We start from the raw sequence: 17,614 nt of genomic DNA, 5'->3' as shown, positions 1-17,614 counted from the left end.
TATACCAATACACCCTCTCTAACTTAACTATTATTTAAAGTACTTAGTGATTAATTCATCCATCTTACCATTTGCCTTCAATTCATCTATTCCTTCATTTATTAAGTCTAATAATTCTGTGTTTCCCTCATCAACAGCTATACCATATTCCTCACCTGTTACTATCTCCGCTACTACCTTAACCGGTTTTTGGGCAGCATAACTCTCAGCAACAGGAGTATCAAGGACAACACCATCAAGATTACCATTAATAAGATCACTAACAACCAGTACAAATGTATCGTAATGGGCTACTTTACCTGTTAAAATACCTTTTTCTTTAATATTATCAGTTACCCAGATATCACCTGTAGTACCTGTCTGAACACCTATATCATGATCACCAAATAAAAGAGTTAATCCCTCTTGAGCATCCTCAGTAACAATGATACTCTGGTTAGCAGTCCAGTATGGTTGAGAAAAATCCAATACCTTTTCCCTTTCAGTAGTGATAGTCATACCTGCTGCAATCATATCTATATTTCCTGTCTTTAAAGCAGCTGGCAGGGAATCAAAACTAATATCCTTAACCTCAACATCAAAACCCTTTAGTTCCCCAATCGCCTTTACTAAATCTACATCAAAACCAACTACATCTCCATTTTCATCAACATATTCAAAAGGTGGAAAACCAGCACTGGTCCCAACAACATAGGTTTTAGCAAAAGCTAGACCACTAAAAGCACATACCAGAACAGTAATCAAAATTAATGAAAATATTTTTTTAGAATTCATATAAACTCCTCCTATTTTTTAATTAATTATATGCATATATTAAATCTAACACATCTCCTTTTAAAACTGCTACTTTATCTAATTATACCACTCCCCTCTTAATCTAAACCATTTAACCACCTCTAAAATCCACACAATAAATATGTGTATATTTATTAATCTTCACTTTTTTTATATATTCTTCAAAAAACAGCATCCTCCTGTTTTTTAGGAAAGATATAAAATTAAATAACTGTATTTATTATAACATATTTTTTAATAATATACATGTTGTATTCATGTTTTTTAATAGATATAAGTTCTTTAAAAACTGTTAATATTTTCGTTTAAAATAAACAGGTATAAAATTTATACAATACAAGGAAAATAATATTAAAAAGGGGGTTTAATAATGCAAATTAAACTTAAAAGAAATAAAAAAAGGGGTGTAGAAAGGGCCATTAAACTTAAAGATCTGGAAATAGCTAAGGAAAACGAATTTAAAATATTAAATAAAAAACCAGCTAATAAAACTCATTATGGGCAAAATGATAAGAAATAAGAAAAATCAAGTAAGAGTCAGGATCTCCCTGCTCTTACTTGATTTTTCTTCAATACTTCTACCACTTTTATTGACGATAGAAAGCGACTCTTAAGGTACATACTGTTCTCCAAACCTTTAAGTTTCTCAATTATTTTATTGACCCCTGCATAACCCCTTTAATAATATGTCTCTGGACAAAGATATATACAATAATAACTGGAATAATAGTCAATAAAAGTCCAGCCATCAACAAATGATAATCTGATGTATAGGTGCCATTAAAATAGTAGGTGGAAAGTTGTAATGTCCTCTGGTCTGATGATATCAATACCAGCGAAGGTAGCAGGAAATCATTCCAGATCCATAGCATATCCAAGATAATAATAGTCATTGTAGTTGGTTTGAGTAATGGAAAGACTATTTTAAAAAAAGTTTGCAGTCTAGTACAACCATCTATCATGGCAGCCTCTTCTAACTCTAATGGTATACTCTTAATAAACCCATGATAGATAAATACTGCCAGTGAGGTACCAAATCCTAAATACATAAAGATTAGACTCCATTTACTATTAAGTAAATTTAATGAACCATAGATAGTAACCAGGGGTATCATTACAGCCTGAAAAGGAATCAACATCGAAGCCACCATTACAAAAAACATAATTTTATTAAACCTCCATTTGCATCTGACAAATAGGTAAGCTGTCATGGAAGAAAAAATAACAATAATAAACACACTGAAGACAGTAATTATTAATGTATTAAAAAAAGCATGAATGTAATTCATTTTGTCAAAAGCCTCTATAAAGTTATTCAGCTTAAAACTATCCGGTAAAGCAAGGGGATCGGAGATAATCTGTCTTTTATTTTTAAAAGTATTCAGCAGCAGAATAGCAAACGGTGTCATGTAAAACAATAACAATAACGATAAAACCACTGTCTTTAATTTTGATACCATTTTATTTTCCTTTACCATTATTGTTCCACCTCCAACTTCTTACTGAAATAAACCTGAGTAAATGTTATTCCTGCCACTATTAGAAAAAAGAAAAAAGCCTGAGACTGTCCAATAGCATAGTCCTGTGCCAGAAATGCCTTTCGATAGATATGTAGTGATAGTAACTCTGTGCTTTTAAAGGGATCTCCATTAGTTAATGCTAAGTTCACATCATATACCAGAAAAGCTCTCTGTAAAGTTAAGAAGATGGATATAATGAAAGAAGGGATCATCAAAGGTGCTATTATACTCTTTACCTTCTGGAAAGAACTAGCCCCATCAATGGTGGCTGCCTCCAAGACAGATTTAGGTACATTCATAAATCCTGCAATATAAATAAGCATCATATACCCAGAATACTGCCAGACACTCACAATCACCAAAGTCCAGAAAGCTTTATCTGGATTACCTAACCAGGAAGTAGAAAATATCCCCAAATTTACATTTTGTCCTAAATAAACCAGTACTCTGGAAAAAATAAATCGCCAGATAAGTCCTAATACTATTCCAGCTATCAGATTAGGAATAAAAAAGCCAGCTCGCAAAAAATTTTCTCCTTTAATTCCACTTGTTAAAAAATATGCCAGAGTAAAAGCCATAACATTTACAATTACTACAGTATAAAATACATATTTAAGAGTTAATAAAAATGAAGTCCAGAATGCTGAATCATATAGTATAGAAATATAATTTGCTATTTTTACAAAAGAGTAAGTAGAAGAAAGTCCATTCCAGTCAGTAAATGTCAAATATATGCCAAATATAAATGGTATAATAATTACAGCAAAAAAAGCAAAAGTCGTTGGCCCAGCAAATATTAAGTAGATTTTGAGTTTATTAAAAAAACCTTTTTCGTTCATTTTAACTCACTCCTTTCATAATAGATAAAACAAATAGGGGGTAAAAGGCTGCCCCCTATATTTATATTTATTCATTGTCTATAATTTTATTTAACAGTCTTCCAGTATGCTTCAACCTCTTTTGCTAAACCTGCTTTATCAATATATCCTGCCAGATATTTCTGCATAGAAGCACCAACTACAGACCAGTGATCAGCTGGCAATGTTATAGTCTCAATAGTCTGAGCTTTAACCATATATTTAGTTATAGATTTTGCCAGTGGATCAGCAGGTTCCAATTCTATACTCTTATAGGCAGGAATAATATTCATTTTATTAACCAAAACATCTTGCCCACTATCACTATAAATTAACCAGTTCAGGAATTTCTGAGCAGCCGCCCGTTCTTCTTTAGAACTTTGCTCTTTATCAATCCCGATAAACTTAGAAGAACCTTTAACTATGCTGGAGTTACCAAAATCAGCAGCCTTATTACTAATTGGAACAGCTAAAAATCCATATTGACCGTCAGGGTCAAATTCATTAAGACTCGGCCATGCCCAGTTACCCATAAACCAGATAGCGACTTTACCCAGGCCCAGTAATTCTGCACCTCTATCATAAGTTCCAGATAATGGATCATTTTTATCTATGTTATATTTTTTCATTACATCAAAGGTTTCCATTAAACCATTAAAGACCTTATTGTTAGCTAGATCAACCTTACCTGCCTTCAGGTCATCCAGGAACTTATATACATCTTCTTGGTCTTTAGACTGAGCTATATAGGCTATAGCTAGGTAATGTTGTCCTAATGACCAATCCATCGGTGAAATATGAAGGGGAGACACTCCAGAATCTTCAATCTGTTGAAATAATCTCTCCAGGTCATCTCTTGTTTTTATTGTAGAAGGATCAAAATCACCATTAACTGCCTTTTCTACAATTTTCTTATTATAAATAAAGGCATATCCTTCTATAGCAAGTGGAAAACCAATTAATTTACCATCAATTTCTGCCGCATTAAAGGCACCTGGCATACCATCCTTGGCCCATTTTTGAGATGATAGATCCATAAATTTCTCAGTAAATTTAGGCATATCACCTGGGTCTAACATAGCAAGTGTCGGCGCATTACCTGATGCATACATTGCTACAACCTTTTCATATGGTGATTGACCAGCAGGTGCGGGAATAACTTCCAAGCTTATACCTGGATTCTCACTTTCAAATACTTCAGCAGCTTCCTCTAATTGTTTCTGAATCTCTTCCTTGGAGTTAACCAAGGTAATTTCAACATTTCCGGCATTCACTATAACAAAACTGGAAACAAGAATAACCATCAAGAAAACAACCATAGACAAATACTTCTTCATATCAATTCTTCCTCCTTTAATTATTTTAAAATATTGTTCCTACTTAAAGTATCCAGAAATAAGTAGTTCAAACTTTGCTTCCTTATTTCTGACTATTAAGTAGTTACAAATCATTATTATTACCTTAAATTATAAAAACGTTTAAAATAGATATTAATCATTTGACACCTTTATATGAATACCTTCACTTAAAACACTAAGTAATTTTAAAAAATTAAACACCAATCAACTGTTTGTACCCACCAATTTCAGGATCAAAATAATCAATAGAGAACTTATACTCTTTAAGATTAGCGGTCAGAATAGTTTCATATAAATCCTTTTTCCAGGATATCTTAATTATCTCATCATTTATAGTATCATGAATCCTATATTCTCCATCAAAGGCTGGATATAAATTACGAAATTTCATTAAATTTATTAACCGCTGTTGAACAGGTCTCGTAAAGTTCTCTTCGATCTCTTTTAGAGTATAATAATGGCGGTTAATATTCCTACCAACCTTTGTCTTTTCAAGAAGTTCAATATCATTCTCTCCAACCAGTAACCCCACATAATAAACCTGGGGAATACCTGGAGTAAAGAACTGAATAGCCCTGGCAGTTAAATAGCCATCATCATTGTTGCCAAGAGCTGAGTAATAAGTACAATTAACCTGGTAAATATCAAGGTTATCATAAGCTGTGCTACTATAAATCTTCTTCACATTTGATCCTCTGGAATAGAGATAATCTTTAGTCAGCTCTATCTCCTCTTCTGTTAATAAATCCTTGACATCCACTACCCCAATTCCATCATGTGTATCCAAAACAGTAAATTGCTTCCTGGGACAAGTCTTTAACCAGTTAACCAATCTTTTACCTGAACCACTATATAGAGAATAAAGCATCAACATAGGCAGAGCAAAATCATATACCCAGTACCCCTTTTCAGCCAGCTTTAACTGAATAGAGTAATGTTCATGAATTTCCGGTAGAATCTCTACCCCATAAGGCTCCAATATTGATTTAGTAAATCCCAATAATTCCCAGACATCAGGCTCAATAAAAAAACAACTAGTTCCTATTTTTTTAATTGCATAGGCAAAAGCATCAAGGCGAATTAAAGAAGCCCCTTTTTCAGCCAGATAAATAAGTGAATCACTAATAAAGTCCCTGACAACTTTAGAATTAAGATTAAGATCAAGCTGCTCTTCATCAAAGGTACACCATATTTTCTCACTTGTTCCATCTTCAAATTTAACCTCTACATATGGGGCTCTGGGCTTTCTTTTATAGATAAGGTCAATATCTTTTTGAGCCGGCTCACCACCTGGCCAGAAATCTTTATACCTGATAAAAAAATCAGCATAAGGAGAAACATCCTTATTTTTTTTAAAATTTTTATAGAATTTAGACTGTCTGGAAATATGATTAATCATAAAATCATACATTAAATAAAAATCCTCATTCAGGTTTTCTAAATCTTCCCAGCTACCAAATTCCTTATCAATCTCGCTGTAGGTAAGTGGAGCAAACCCCCGGTCAGCTGAGGATGGATAAAAAGGTAGGATATGAACCCCCCCAATAGCATTTTTAAAATACTTATTTAATATATACTTAAGGTCTTTTAAATTCTTTCCCATACTATCAGCATAAACAATCAACATTACTTCATTTTTAATTGGCATCTAAATTGCTTCCTTTCTAGCAGTTAATATTACTTTATCAATTACATAATATTAATTATATTATAAAGCAAATTTTGCAATATGTCAAACGCTTAACATATTAAATTATTAGTCCCTATTTTTATCAATTATTCACTAAAAACTACTCTATTCTAAATTTCTTTAAAAACTTATCAAGCAGTTCAACTAATATTTAGAGAAAAAGGTGTTAGTCTCCTACTGCAAATAAAGATTATTCCACAGCTTGGAGGTATGTGGTTGAGATTATATTAATCGATTGACATAAATATAGTAACACCTTTATTATCTGGATATAAAATGATTGTATAAGCGTAATGAGGCAAGGTTTAAACCATCATAAGTAACAGGCGTAAAATTAAAGCCTAAATGTAGTGTGCAGAAGGGAAACATTCCTACTCTCAATTAAAATTATGTTGTTTCTCTTTCAATTAGTTTAACAGGTAGTATATTATCATTTATAACATCCTTTTCATCTATAAGTTTTACTAATAATTCAATTACTAGCTTACCCATATTTTCTATTGGCTGCCTTATTGTAGTAATTTGTGGTACAAAAAGAGATGCTACTTTAACATCATCATAGCCTACAATTTTCACATCATCAGGCACTTTTTTATTAATTCTATTACAAACTTTAATAATACTGGCAGCAATTAAATCACTACTGGCAAATATACCATCTATTTCCGGGTGTTTCTGAAATAAATTATTGATCAGTTCTTCATATTCCTCTATTTTAAAACCATTTATATCTGTTTCCACATTTAAAAAATCAACATTTCTCCCTTTAGCTGTATTTATAAAAGCTTCATATCGTTTATTGGCAAGTAGATTAAGTTTTAAACTCCCTCCAATATAAGCAATTTTATTACAGCCTTTGTCGATCAGTAAATTGGTAGCCAAACTTCCCCCGTAATAGTTATCAGAAGAAACATTGGGTATCTCATCAACTTTCCTATCAACAGTAACTACCGGTAAATTTAAACTAAGATACTCATCCACTTCAAGAGTATGGCTAGCCATTATTATACCATCCACCTGATGTGCTCTTAACATACCAATATATTCTTTTTCTTTCTTCTGTTCTAGTTGAGAATTACATAATAATACCTTATAACCATTGTTATAAGCATAATATTCCAGATAAAAAGATAACTCACTAAAAAAAGAATGAGCTACTGTGGGAATGATCAGACCAATGATATTGGATTTCTTTCTTGCCAGTGAACGGGCTATTTCATTAGGCTGATAATTTAACTCTTTCATTACTCTATATACTTTATTTCTGGTTTCATCACTAATATATCCCCTATTATTCAAGACACGGGACACAGTAGTTACCGTAACCCCTGCCCCTTTTGCAATATCTTTTAAAGTTGCCATACTAAACACCACCTCATATTTACCATAAACTAATACTCTCTATCTATAAATTTTAACACTTAACTTAGTATATAAATTACAATTCTTTAAGTGTGTGTTTAAAAAGGTATAAATAGAGGATTATATATCCCTGAACAAAGTTAAGGTATTACCGTTGCGACACAAGTCGATTAGTTAGTACTGGCCTCAACAATGCGTTTATAATAAAGAGGGCAGTGAGTGAAGGGGTATATAATCCCCGGCGGTATATACTGATACTTTTCGAACAGACTCTTTAAGTATTATTATATAATAAGCCTGAAAATAATCAAGTAAATGGATACCTTTGCTTCAGCTAATAGTTAGCATTACTAACTCCTATTACAACTTTTTAGCGAGCAGATAATCATGTCAAGCGCAAAATATAAAAACACCCTGAATTTCTTCAAGGGTGTTTTTATATATAAATCTATACTACATTATTTTTAGAGCTTTCTTTCAATTTCAGCGTTTTCATGTAGATCCAGTATAAATTGATTCCATATTTCCTGCCTTTTATTATTTAACAATTCTCCCTCAATTTCATCCTTAACTTCTTCAAGTTGGTATGTCTTTTCCTCAACATGGTCAAAAACCTTTATAATGTGGTAACCAAATTGTGTCTTCACTACATCACTGACTTCATTTTCATCAAGAGCAAAAGCTGCCTCAGTAAAATCCTGATCCCAGTTTTTATCACCTTTTTTAATATAACCTAAGTTGCCACCATTTTTAGCAGAATTATCAACAGAATACTCCCTAGCCATTTCTGCAAAATCAGCCCCATTATTTATTTGGTTGAGCACCTGATTGGCCATTTCTTCGTTTTCCAGTAAGATATGGCTTGTTTTAATCTGTTCAACCTGTTCCATACTGTCTATATTATCATTATAATAATTCTCAATCTCTTCATCGGTAACAGATGCCGTATCCAATATTTCTTTTTGTAGTTTAGCTAGTAGGAGTTGATCTCCTAACCGTTCAAATAAAAATTCCTTATATTCTTCCATACTATTAAGGCCCATCTGTTTTATACTATCAAGTATCTCTTCATCAGTTGCACCTTCATTTTCTTTTAAACCAGCAATCTGATTATTAAATATCTCATCTTTTTCTTCATCTGTAAGAACTATATTTCTATTCTTAATTTCCTGATCAAGTAAAACCGCATTAATAAAACCCTCTAATTTGACTTTTCTATATTCATTTAATACATCCTGTCCAACTTCTGTTGTAAATATAATTTTCATAAGATCCTGATCAGTTTGATATAATTGCTGCGCAAATTTCCCAAGATTAATAAATGAATCCAATTGATTAACTGTTAATTCCTCACCATTTACTATAGCAGCAATTACTTCCTGCTTTTCTTCTTGACTTTCATCCTCCTGAGCAGCCATGACAGGTATAGTAATTAATACTAAAACAAGAAGAAATAATCCTATACCTTTAAACTTTTTAAACCTCATTAAATCAACTCTCCTTCTAAATTTTTGAATTAAAATCTTTATCATATTATTAAATAAGTTCTATAAACCAAACAAAAACCCTGCAATACTTTAATTAAAATTAGATTAAAATAAGCTAATCCTAAAAAAATGGCTCCCCGAGCAGGACTCGAACCTGCGACTCGATGGTTAACAGCCATCTGCTCTACCAACTGAGCTATCGGGGAACACATATTAGTAAACTATATAAATATAAATAAAATCGGCAGCGACCCACTCTCCCACAAAGTCACCCTTGCAGTACCATAGGCGCTGGAGGACTTAACTGCTGTGTTCGAAATGGAAACAGGTGTTTCCCCTCCGCAATTGCCACCGAAAATTTTATCTACTTTTTATAATACACCAAATATTATAGCATATCTATCTTAGTTGTCAATAGACTATTCTTTCAAAAATGCATACAGGAAAATAATTTTTAAAGTTAAGATTAAGCCCTCGCCCTATTAGTATTGGTCAGCTTAATGTGTTACCACACTTCCACCTCCAACCTATCAACCTGGTCATCTACCAGGGGGCTTACCTCTTGCGAGTGGGATACCTAATCTTGAGGCTGGTTTCACGCTTAGATGCTTTCAGCGTTTATCCATTCCACACTTAGCTACTCAGCTATGCTCCTGGCGGAACAACTGATACACCATCGGTGTGTCCATCCCGGTCCTCTCGTACTAGGGATAGCTCCTCTCAAGTATCCTTCGCCTGCGACGGATAGGGACCGAACTGTCTCACGACGTTCTGAACCCAGCTCGCGTACCGCTTTAATGGGCGAACAGCCCAACCCTTGGAACCTGCTTCAGCTCCAGGATGCGACGAGCCGACATCGAGGTGCCAAACCTCCCCGTCGATGTGAACTCTTGGGGGAGATAAGCCTGTTATCCCCGGGGTAACTTTTATCCGTTGAGCGACGGCTCTTCCATTCAATACCGCCGGATCACTAAGCCCTACTTTCGTACCTGTTTGACTTGTTGGTCTCACAGTTAAGCTCCCTTCTGCCTTTACACTCTTCGTGCGATTTCCATCCGCACTGAGGGAACCTTTGGGCGCCTCCGTTACTTTTTTGGAGGCGACCGCCCCAGTCAAACTGCCCACCTGACAATGTCCCATGACCAGTTTATGGCCTCTGGTTAGAATTCCGCTAAAGAAAGGGTGGTATCCCACTTGCGGCTCCTTTGATACTAGCGTACCAAGCTCTTAGCCTCCCACCTATCCTGTACATCCTTTAGCAAAACCCAATATCAGGCTACAGTAAAGCTCCACGGGGTCTTTCCGTCCTGTCGCAGGTAACCAGCATCTTTACTGGTACTACAATTTCGCCGAGTCCCTTGTTGAGACAGTGCCCAAGTCGTTACGCCATTCGTGCAGGTCGGAACTTACCCGACAAGGAATTTCGCTACCTTAGGACCGTTATAGTTACGGCCGCCGTTTACTGGGGCTTAGGTTCTATGCTTTGGTTTTCACCTAACACTTCCCCTTGACCTTCCAGCACCGGGCAGGCGTCAGCCCCTATACTTCGTCTTACGACTTAGCAGAGACCTGTGTTTTTGCTAAACAGTCGCTTGGGCCTCTTTGCTGTGCCCACTTTCGTGGTACCCCTTCTCCCTAAGTTACGGGGTCATTTTGCCGAGTTCCTTAACAAGGGTTCTCTCGCGCGCCTTAGAATTCTCATCCCGTCTACCTGTGTCGGTTTGCGGTACGGGCACTATTAATCTCACTAGTGGCTTTTCTTGACAGCTTGTTTGACAACTTCCCCTCTCTCGGGTCCAGATCACCTTCGATAGTTAAATAAAGGGATTTGCCTCTTTATTCCTACCTTGGGCTTCTGCACACACCTCCAGTCGTGTGCTTTGTCTTTCTTGCCGTGTCCCCACTTCATTCAAACGATTAATAGCGGCATTGGAATCTCTACCAATTATCCATCACCTACGCCTTTCGGCCTCGGCTTAGGTCCCGGCTTACCCTGAGCGGACGAGCCTTCCTCAGGAAACCTTAGACTTTCGGCGGAGGGGATTCTCACCCCTCTTTTCGCTACTCATACCGGCATTCTCTCTTGTATAGCGTCCACTGCTCCTTACGGTACAACTTCTTCCACTATACAATGCTCCTCTACCATGTGTAAACTGTTCACGCAATCTACTGCTTTGCTAAATAGACTTTAGCCTGGAGTCATTTGGTCAAAAGTCTCGTTTTGAATTTCTTTTTGTTACTTTTGACTAAATGTAACTCTATATCTCTATCTCTTAGTTATCAATAGACTCCGTGAACAATTTACACATCCACAGTTTCGGTGACAGACTTTAGCCCCGTTACATTTTCGGCGCAAGGACGCTCGACCAGTGAGCTATTACGCACTCTTTAAATGTATGGCTGCTTCTAAGCCAACATCCTGGTTGTCTTTGCGACCTCACTTCCTTTCCCACTTAGTCTGTACTTTGGGACCTTAACTGGTGGTCTGGGCTGTTTCCCTTTCGACTACGAAGCTTATCCCACGTAGTCTGACTCCCAAGGCTTATAAACTTAAGTGTTCGGAGTTTGAATGGATTCGGTAACCTTGTTGGGCCCCTAGTCCAATCAGTGCTCTACCGCCTAGTTTTATTCCTTGAGGCTAGCCCTAAAGCTATTTCGAGGAGAACCAGCTATCTCCAGGTTCGATTGGCCTTTCACCCCTACCCACAACTCATCCAATGATTTTTCAACATCACCTGGTTCGGGCCTCCACGGGTTCTCACTCCCGCTTCACCCTGGTCATGGGTAGATCACCTGGCTTCGGGTCTATTCCTTGTAACTTGCGCCCTATTCAGACTCGCTTTCGCTGCGGCTTCACCTTTCTGGCTTAACCTTACGCTACTAAGAATAACTCGCCGGTCCGTTCTACAAAAAGTACGCGGTCAGACTTTCTAATAGTCCTCCCACTGCTTGTAAGCTTACGGTTTCATATTCTATTTCACTCCCCTCACGGGGTTCTTTTCACCTTTCCCTCACGGTACTTGTTCACTATCGGTTACCTGGTAGTATTTAGCCTTGGAAAATGGTCTTCCCTTCTTCCCACAGGGTTCCTCGTGTCCCGTGGTACTCTGGATAATCTAAGGTGTCTCTCCTTTTCACCTACGAGGCTTTTACTCTCTCTGGCTGACCTTCCCAGGTCATTCGGCTAAAGATTCAACTGCCTTTGTGATTCTACAGTCTCACTCTTGATTATCCTAAACCCACATTTAACAACGGCTGTAGCCTTACATTAAATGTGTTTGGGCTCTTCCCCTTTCGCTCGCCGCTACTTAGGGAATCTCTTTTGATTTCTTTTCCTCGGGGTACTTAGATGTTTCACTTCCCCCGGTTCCCTTCATATAGCTACTTCTTTCACTATATGATGACGGCCCTCTCGACCGTCGGGTTTCCCCATTAGGATATCCGCGTATCTACGCTTCTTAGCAGCTACTCGCGGCTTTTCGCAGCTTGGCACGTCCGTCTTCGGCTCCAGGTACCTAGGTATCCACCGTAAGCCCTTATTAGCTTAATCTTTCTTCTTAGAAAATTGTAGTACCTTCCTAGAAGTTTCCGTCTTCGGTTTCTTACTTCTTACCTCAGACCTCTTACTTCTTTTCTGGTACCTTCGTCTTTTCCTGTATGCAGTTTTCAAAGAACAGTTTTTTAGAATGTTTTTAGTTTAAGATTTTTGCTTTAATCTAACCTCCAACCTCTTACTTCTAACTTCATAAGATGGTGGAGGTAAGCGGATTCGAACCGCTGACCTCCTGCTTGCAAGGCAGGCGCTCTCCCAACTGAGCTATACCCCCATTTTGGAAGTTGTATATTTCTCTAACTTCAAACTTCTAGTATGGTGCAACGGCCTCGATGGCCTAGTAGCAGAATCATCTTAATATGAAGATTCTGGTGGGCCTAGGTAGATTCGAACTACCGACCTCACGCTTATCAGGCGTGCGCTCTAACCAACTGAGCTATAGGCCCTTCTTTCAGGAAGAAAATCTTCCCTCAAAGTTGAACAACAAGCTTGACGCATTCTCCTTAGAAAGGAGGTGATCCAGCCGCACGTTCCCGTACGGCTACCTTGTTACGACTTCACCCCCCTTACCAGACACACCTTTGGCATTCGCAAATGACTTCTGGTGCATCTAACTCGGGTGGTGTGACGGGCGGTGTGTACAAGGCCCGGGAACGTATTCACCGCAGTATGCTGACCTGCGATTACTAGCGATTCCAACTTCATACAGGCGAGTTTCAGCCTGCAATCCGAACTGGGATCAGCTTTCTGAGATTTGCTCCACTTCACAGCTTCGCTCCCCTCTGTACTGACCATTGTAGCACGTGTGTAGCCCGAGGCATAAAGGGCATGAGGACTTGACGTCATCCCCACCTTCCTCCGGCTTTCACCGGCTGTCTCCTTAGAGTCCCCAACTTTACTTGCTGGTAACTAAGGATAAGGGTTGCGCTCGTTGCGGGACTTAACCCAACATCTCACGACACGAGCTGACGACAGCCATGCACCACCTGTCTCCGTGTAGTCAAAGACTAGACTCTACTTTCATAGATGGTCACGGGATGTCAAGCCTCGGTAAGGTTCTTCGCGTTGCATCGAATTAAACCACATGCTCCACCGCTTGTGCGGGCCCCCGTCAATTCCTTTGAGTTTCAGTCTTGCGACCGTAATCCCCAGGCGGGACACTTATCGCGTTAACTCCGGCACTGATGGATTCGAACCACCAACACCTAGTGTCCATCGTTTACGGCTGGGACTACCGGGGTATCTAATCCCGTTTGCTCCCCCAGCTTTCGTACCTCAGCGTCAGTTGCAGACCAGAGAGCCGCCTTCGCCACTGGTGTTCTTCCTAATATCTACGCATTCCACCGCTACACTAGGAATTCCGCTCTCCTCTTCTGCACTCAAGATAGGCAGTTTCAAATGCACCTTACCGGTTAAGCCGGTATATTTCACAGTTGACTTGCCTATCCGCCTGCGTACCCTTTACGCCCAGTAATTCCGGACAACGCTTGCTCTCTACGTATTACCGCGGCTGCTGGCACGTAGTTAGCCAGAGCTTCCTCCTTAAGTACCGTCAGGTCAATGCCATTTCCTGCATTGACGGTTCTTCCTTAAGGACAGAGCTTTACGACCCGAAGGCCTTCATCACTCACGCGGCGTTGCTCCGTCAGGCTTGCGCCCATTGCGGAAGATTCCCCACTGCTGCCTCCCGTAGGAGTCTGGGCCGTGTCTCAGTCCCAGTGTGGCTGATCGTCCTCTCAGACCAGCTACGGATCGTTGCCCTGGTGAGCCGTTACCTCACCAGCTAGCTAATCCGACGCGGAGCCACCTCTCAGCGATGCCTAGGCACCTTTACTTAAGTGTAAATGCTTACTCTTAAGGCTATCTGGGATTAGTCCGGCTTTCGCCAGGTTATCCCTGACTGAGAGACAGGTTCTCCACGCGTTACTCACCCGTCCGCCACTACCCGGATCTTATCTTCATCCCGAAGGAATCTGTTAAGGCGGGTCGTTCGACTTGCATGTGTTAAGCACGCCGCCAGCGTTCGTCCTGAGCCAGGATCAAACTCTCCATTAAAAATTTTAATAGATTATTTGTGACTCTTTGAATACTTTTGAACTCTTTTGGATACTTGCCTTTTATTTAAAAAAGGCTCGCACTTGCGTCATTGCTTGTTGTTCAATTTTCAAGGAACATTAATTGTTTATCTCACTGACTCTTCATTATCTATCAGCGAAATTTATCTTATCACTTTTAACTCCACTTGTCAAGAAATTTTTCCTTTATTCTTGTCTAAAAAGCAGATTATCTCTGCTTTTATATCACCTTTCTTTCAAAAGTGATTTTACAAGTGCTGTTAAAAGCGACGTTTTATATCTTATCATCTCTGTCGTTTCCTGTCAAGGGGTTTTTCAACACCTTACCGCTTTTAGCGGCGACAAGATATATCTTAACATCTCTGTTCTCTACTGTCAAGGAATTTTATTAGTGAATAAATTTATATTCAAAAGATTAAACTAAGTATTATAATATTGGAGTGATCATTATGGGAAATGACCGTTATGATGTAATTATAGTAGGAGCTGGACCAGCTGGTTCATCTGCTGCATATTTTTGTGCAAAAAATAATCTATCTGTTGCTCTAATAGAGCGTGGTGATTTCCCAGGGAGCAAAAATATGTTTGGCGGGGTTATTTATAGTAAACCAACCTCAATTATAATCCCTGGTTTTTGGGAAAAAGCACCCCTTGAAAGGGCAGTTACCAGATATATATTATGGCTGATGGAAACAGATTCAGTTGTCGAAATGGGATTTACTGGTTTTAATTTTGCTAAACCACCATATAATACCTTTACTGTTATCCGGTCTCGTTTTGACCGTTGGTTTGCCGAGCAAGCCGTTACAGCTGGCAGCCACTTGATGACTTCTACCCTGGTTGAAGCTCTAATCTATAAAAAATCAGGTCTGAACCAGAAGCAAGTAACTGGTGTTATCTTGGAAGATGGCAGTAAAATATATGCCGATCTTATTATCCTTGCTGAAGGTGCTATGGCAGACTTAACTCATAAAGCAGGAATGCGTCAAAAAATAACTGCTGATATGCTAACTATTTATGTGAAAGAAATATTATATCTACCTAAAGAAATAATAGAAGCACGCTTTAATTTGGAAAAAAACGAAGGAGCAGTAATTGGTATGATAGGATACCCAACTGCTGGTGCCATAGGTAAAGGAGGAATATGGATAAATAATGATACCATTTCCTTAACAGTAGGAGCTTACCTTAATCAATTAAATAAAAAGGGATTAAACCCATATCAACTCCTACAAAGATTAAAAAAACACCCTAAAGTAGTAAGTCTTATAGATGGTGCTAAAACTATTCAATACCAATCACATATTATTCCTAAAGGAGGATATAAAAGCATACCAGAATTCTATAATAATGGTATCTTAATAACTGGTGATGCAGGAATGTTAATCAGTGGTAGACATGGAACAGATATAGCTATGTTATCTGGCAAATATGCTGCTGAAACTGTTATACAAGCCAAAACTAAGGGTGATTTTACTAAAAAAATATTAGCAGGGTATGAACTTAAATTAAAAAATAGTTTTTTCATGAAAAATATGAAGGATAATCAAAAAAGAGGTAGTTACTATAAAAATCACCCTGATTCAGACTATTTAATTAGCCAATTTATTAATAAAGCAGCTTATAAATATTTTAGAGAAGAAATGGAAAACCAGAATAAAAAAATAGAGGAAATTCTCACTCAATTAAAAACCATGCAGCCGATTTCTAAATCTATTACTGATTTCTACCAAGGTCTTTGGAACTGGAGGGTATTTTAATGGGAAATTTTATCAAAGATAATGATAATCCACTTAAATATACAACAATTAAAATTGCTAAACAATCACATATTCATATCAAAGAAAAAGATCCCTGTCTTAGTAACTGTGAAAATAAACCCTGTACATATTATTGCCCAACAAGGGTCTTTTCCTGGTCTAATAAAGAAATCAAAGTTGATTATAAAAGATGTATAGAATGTGGAGCCTGTCCTTGGGGATGTCCTTATGACAATATAAAATGGTCTTTTCCCCCAGGCGGTTACGGTGTTAACTATGAGATCTAGGAGGTGGCTAAATGATAGACTTTCTGATTAATGTATTAGATTATATAGCCCATAATATTTATTCACCATATCTGGTCTTTTTATTTATCATTTCTGGTCTATTATCGTTTTTTATAGATACTGATTATGCACACTTTTATGCTAACTACAAGGACTATATCTTTTCCTTTTTCTTTGGTCTATTAAATATTTCTATTGGTATAATCTTATTATTACTCAATATACTTCATACCCGGTACATATTTTAATTATTCTAAAGCAACTACCCTAACATTAATTATAGAATTGGTTTGACTGGCTTCTATTTTTAAAACAGGTATTTCATTAATATTATTTATTATAATATCTTTCTCTGGGTCGACTATAATAACTTCACCATCTTCTTTCAAGAAATCTCCTAATAATTCTTCAAATAATATTATTTTTTGATAAATAATATTATCTCCATCACTTAGTTTTGTAATTTTACTTATTTCATTTATAATCTCATTTATATTCTTTATTTTTCGATCTTGATGTGTATACAATTTAAAATATATATTACCAGAACTATCATACCCCGTATAATCAAGCCTCCAGAAACCAAAAGGACAGTTATTACTTTGTAGAACAGCAGACTCTTTATCAATCTCGTCTTTAAGGGTATAACCCTTCAATACTTCACAGCCCAGGGCTACTGCATTATTTATTATGTTCTCTGAAATAAATCCAGCCTCTTTTTTTTGCCACAACTCTAGATTAGCTTTTCCATCTATATAGCACCAGCCATCTAATTTGAAATGTTCTGTCCCTTTAATCTCACTGCTTATAATTAAAATAAAAATTAATAATAAAATATATCTACTCTTTTTCATCTTTTAATAACCCCTT

Annotated in this window: 12 protein-coding genes, 3 tRNA genes and 3 rRNA genes; 4 read left to right on the top strand and 14 right to left on the bottom strand. The window is 37.3% G+C overall.

What is annotated here, in order from left to right; genetic code table 11:
* Positions 1 to 30 precede the first annotated feature (30 nt).
* Positions 31 to 774 (bottom strand): basic amino acid ABC transporter substrate-binding protein, encoded by a 744-nt coding sequence (locus tag GM661_RS00145; protein ID WP_230868209.1) that lies wholly within the window; start codon positions 772 to 774, stop codon positions 31 to 33.
* Between the two features lie 391 nt (positions 775 to 1,165).
* Here GM661_RS00145 and GM661_RS00140 point away from each other — a divergent pair, with 391 nt between their 5' ends.
* Complete coding sequence (locus GM661_RS00140; protein WP_164522090.1) at positions 1,166 to 1,315, top strand: hypothetical protein; 150 nt, start codon at positions 1,166 to 1,168, stop codon at positions 1,313 to 1,315.
* Between the two features lie 130 nt (positions 1,316 to 1,445).
* Here GM661_RS00140 and GM661_RS00135 read toward each other — a convergent pair whose 3' ends face one another.
* The 12 genes from GM661_RS00135 to GM661_RS00080 form a co-directional block, all read right to left on the bottom strand.
* The gene (locus GM661_RS00135) at positions 1,446 to 2,273 is read right to left on the bottom strand and encodes a carbohydrate ABC transporter permease (protein ID WP_230868208.1); all 828 of its coding nucleotides are present in this window, start codon (positions 2,271 to 2,273) and stop codon (positions 1,446 to 1,448) included.
* Complete coding sequence (locus GM661_RS00130) at positions 2,273 to 3,154, bottom strand: carbohydrate ABC transporter permease (RefSeq protein WP_230868207.1); 882 nt, start codon at positions 3,152 to 3,154, stop codon at positions 2,273 to 2,275. Before GM661_RS00130 ends, GM661_RS00135 begins: the two co-directional genes overlap by 1 nt.
* A gap of 86 nt (positions 3,155 to 3,240) precedes the next feature.
* Positions 3,241 to 4,491, bottom strand: coding sequence for an ABC transporter substrate-binding protein (locus GM661_RS00125; RefSeq protein ID WP_407929626.1), 1,251 nt, complete (start codon positions 4,489 to 4,491; stop codon positions 3,241 to 3,243).
* A 232-nt stretch (positions 4,492 to 4,723) separates the two neighbouring features.
* On the bottom strand, positions 4,724 to 6,178 hold the full coding sequence (gtfA, locus tag GM661_RS00120) for a sucrose phosphorylase (RefSeq protein ID WP_230868205.1): 1,455 nt from the start codon (positions 6,176 to 6,178) through the stop codon (positions 4,724 to 4,726).
* 429 nt (positions 6,179 to 6,607) lie between these two features.
* On the bottom strand, positions 6,608 to 7,582 hold the full coding sequence (locus GM661_RS00115; RefSeq protein WP_230868204.1) for a LacI family DNA-binding transcriptional regulator: 975 nt from the start codon (positions 7,580 to 7,582) through the stop codon (positions 6,608 to 6,610).
* 464 nt (positions 7,583 to 8,046) lie between these two features.
* The gene (locus GM661_RS00110) at positions 8,047 to 9,069 is read right to left on the bottom strand and encodes a peptidylprolyl isomerase (RefSeq protein ID WP_230868203.1); all 1,023 of its coding nucleotides are present in this window, start codon (positions 9,067 to 9,069) and stop codon (positions 8,047 to 8,049) included.
* Between the two features lie 130 nt (positions 9,070 to 9,199).
* Positions 9,200 to 9,275 (bottom strand) — tRNA-Asn (locus tag GM661_RS00105).
* A 33-nt stretch (positions 9,276 to 9,308) separates the two neighbouring features.
* Positions 9,309 to 9,425, bottom strand: a 5S ribosomal RNA gene (gene rrf, locus GM661_RS00100).
* A 106-nt stretch (positions 9,426 to 9,531) separates the two neighbouring features.
* A 23S ribosomal RNA gene (locus GM661_RS00095) occupies positions 9,532 to 12,619 on the bottom strand.
* A gap of 201 nt (positions 12,620 to 12,820) precedes the next feature.
* A tRNA-Ala gene (locus GM661_RS00090) sits at positions 12,821 to 12,896 on the bottom strand.
* Between the two features lie 95 nt (positions 12,897 to 12,991).
* A tRNA-Ile gene (locus tag GM661_RS00085) sits at positions 12,992 to 13,068 on the bottom strand.
* A 61-nt stretch (positions 13,069 to 13,129) separates the two neighbouring features.
* Positions 13,130 to 14,677 (bottom strand): 16S ribosomal RNA (locus GM661_RS00080).
* The 16S, 23S and 5S rRNA genes sit together here with 3 tRNA genes alongside, the layout of an rRNA operon.
* A 469-nt stretch (positions 14,678 to 15,146) precedes the next feature.
* On the opposite strand from GM661_RS00080, the gene GM661_RS00075 reads away from it, so the two are divergent.
* The 3 genes from GM661_RS00075 to GM661_RS00065 are packed head-to-tail and all read left to right on the top strand — an operon-like array spanning position 15,147 to position 16,992.
* Complete coding sequence (locus GM661_RS00075) at positions 15,147 to 16,457, top strand: FAD-dependent oxidoreductase (RefSeq protein ID WP_230868202.1); 1,311 nt, start codon at positions 15,147 to 15,149, stop codon at positions 16,455 to 16,457.
* Positions 16,457 to 16,744 (top strand): ferredoxin family protein, encoded by a 288-nt coding sequence (locus tag GM661_RS00070; protein ID WP_125987119.1) that lies wholly within the window; start codon positions 16,457 to 16,459, stop codon positions 16,742 to 16,744. Before GM661_RS00075 ends, GM661_RS00070 begins: the two co-directional genes overlap by 1 nt.
* Before the next feature lie 11 nt (positions 16,745 to 16,755).
* Complete coding sequence (locus tag GM661_RS00065) at positions 16,756 to 16,992, top strand: CLC_0170 family protein (RefSeq protein ID WP_230868201.1); 237 nt, start codon at positions 16,756 to 16,758, stop codon at positions 16,990 to 16,992.
* Here GM661_RS00065 and GM661_RS00060 read toward each other — a convergent pair whose 3' ends face one another.
* On the bottom strand, positions 16,993 to 17,598 hold the full coding sequence (locus tag GM661_RS00060; protein WP_230868200.1) for a hypothetical protein: 606 nt from the start codon (positions 17,596 to 17,598) through the stop codon (positions 16,993 to 16,995).
* Positions 17,599 to 17,614: the final 16 nt, after the last annotated feature.

It is taken from the genome of Iocasia fonsfrigidae (assembly GCF_017751145.1).
Lineage (GTDB): Bacteria > Bacillota > Halanaerobiia > Halanaerobiales > DTU029 > Iocasia > Iocasia fonsfrigidae.
This window is presented reverse-complemented; position numbering and strand designations above follow the sequence as displayed.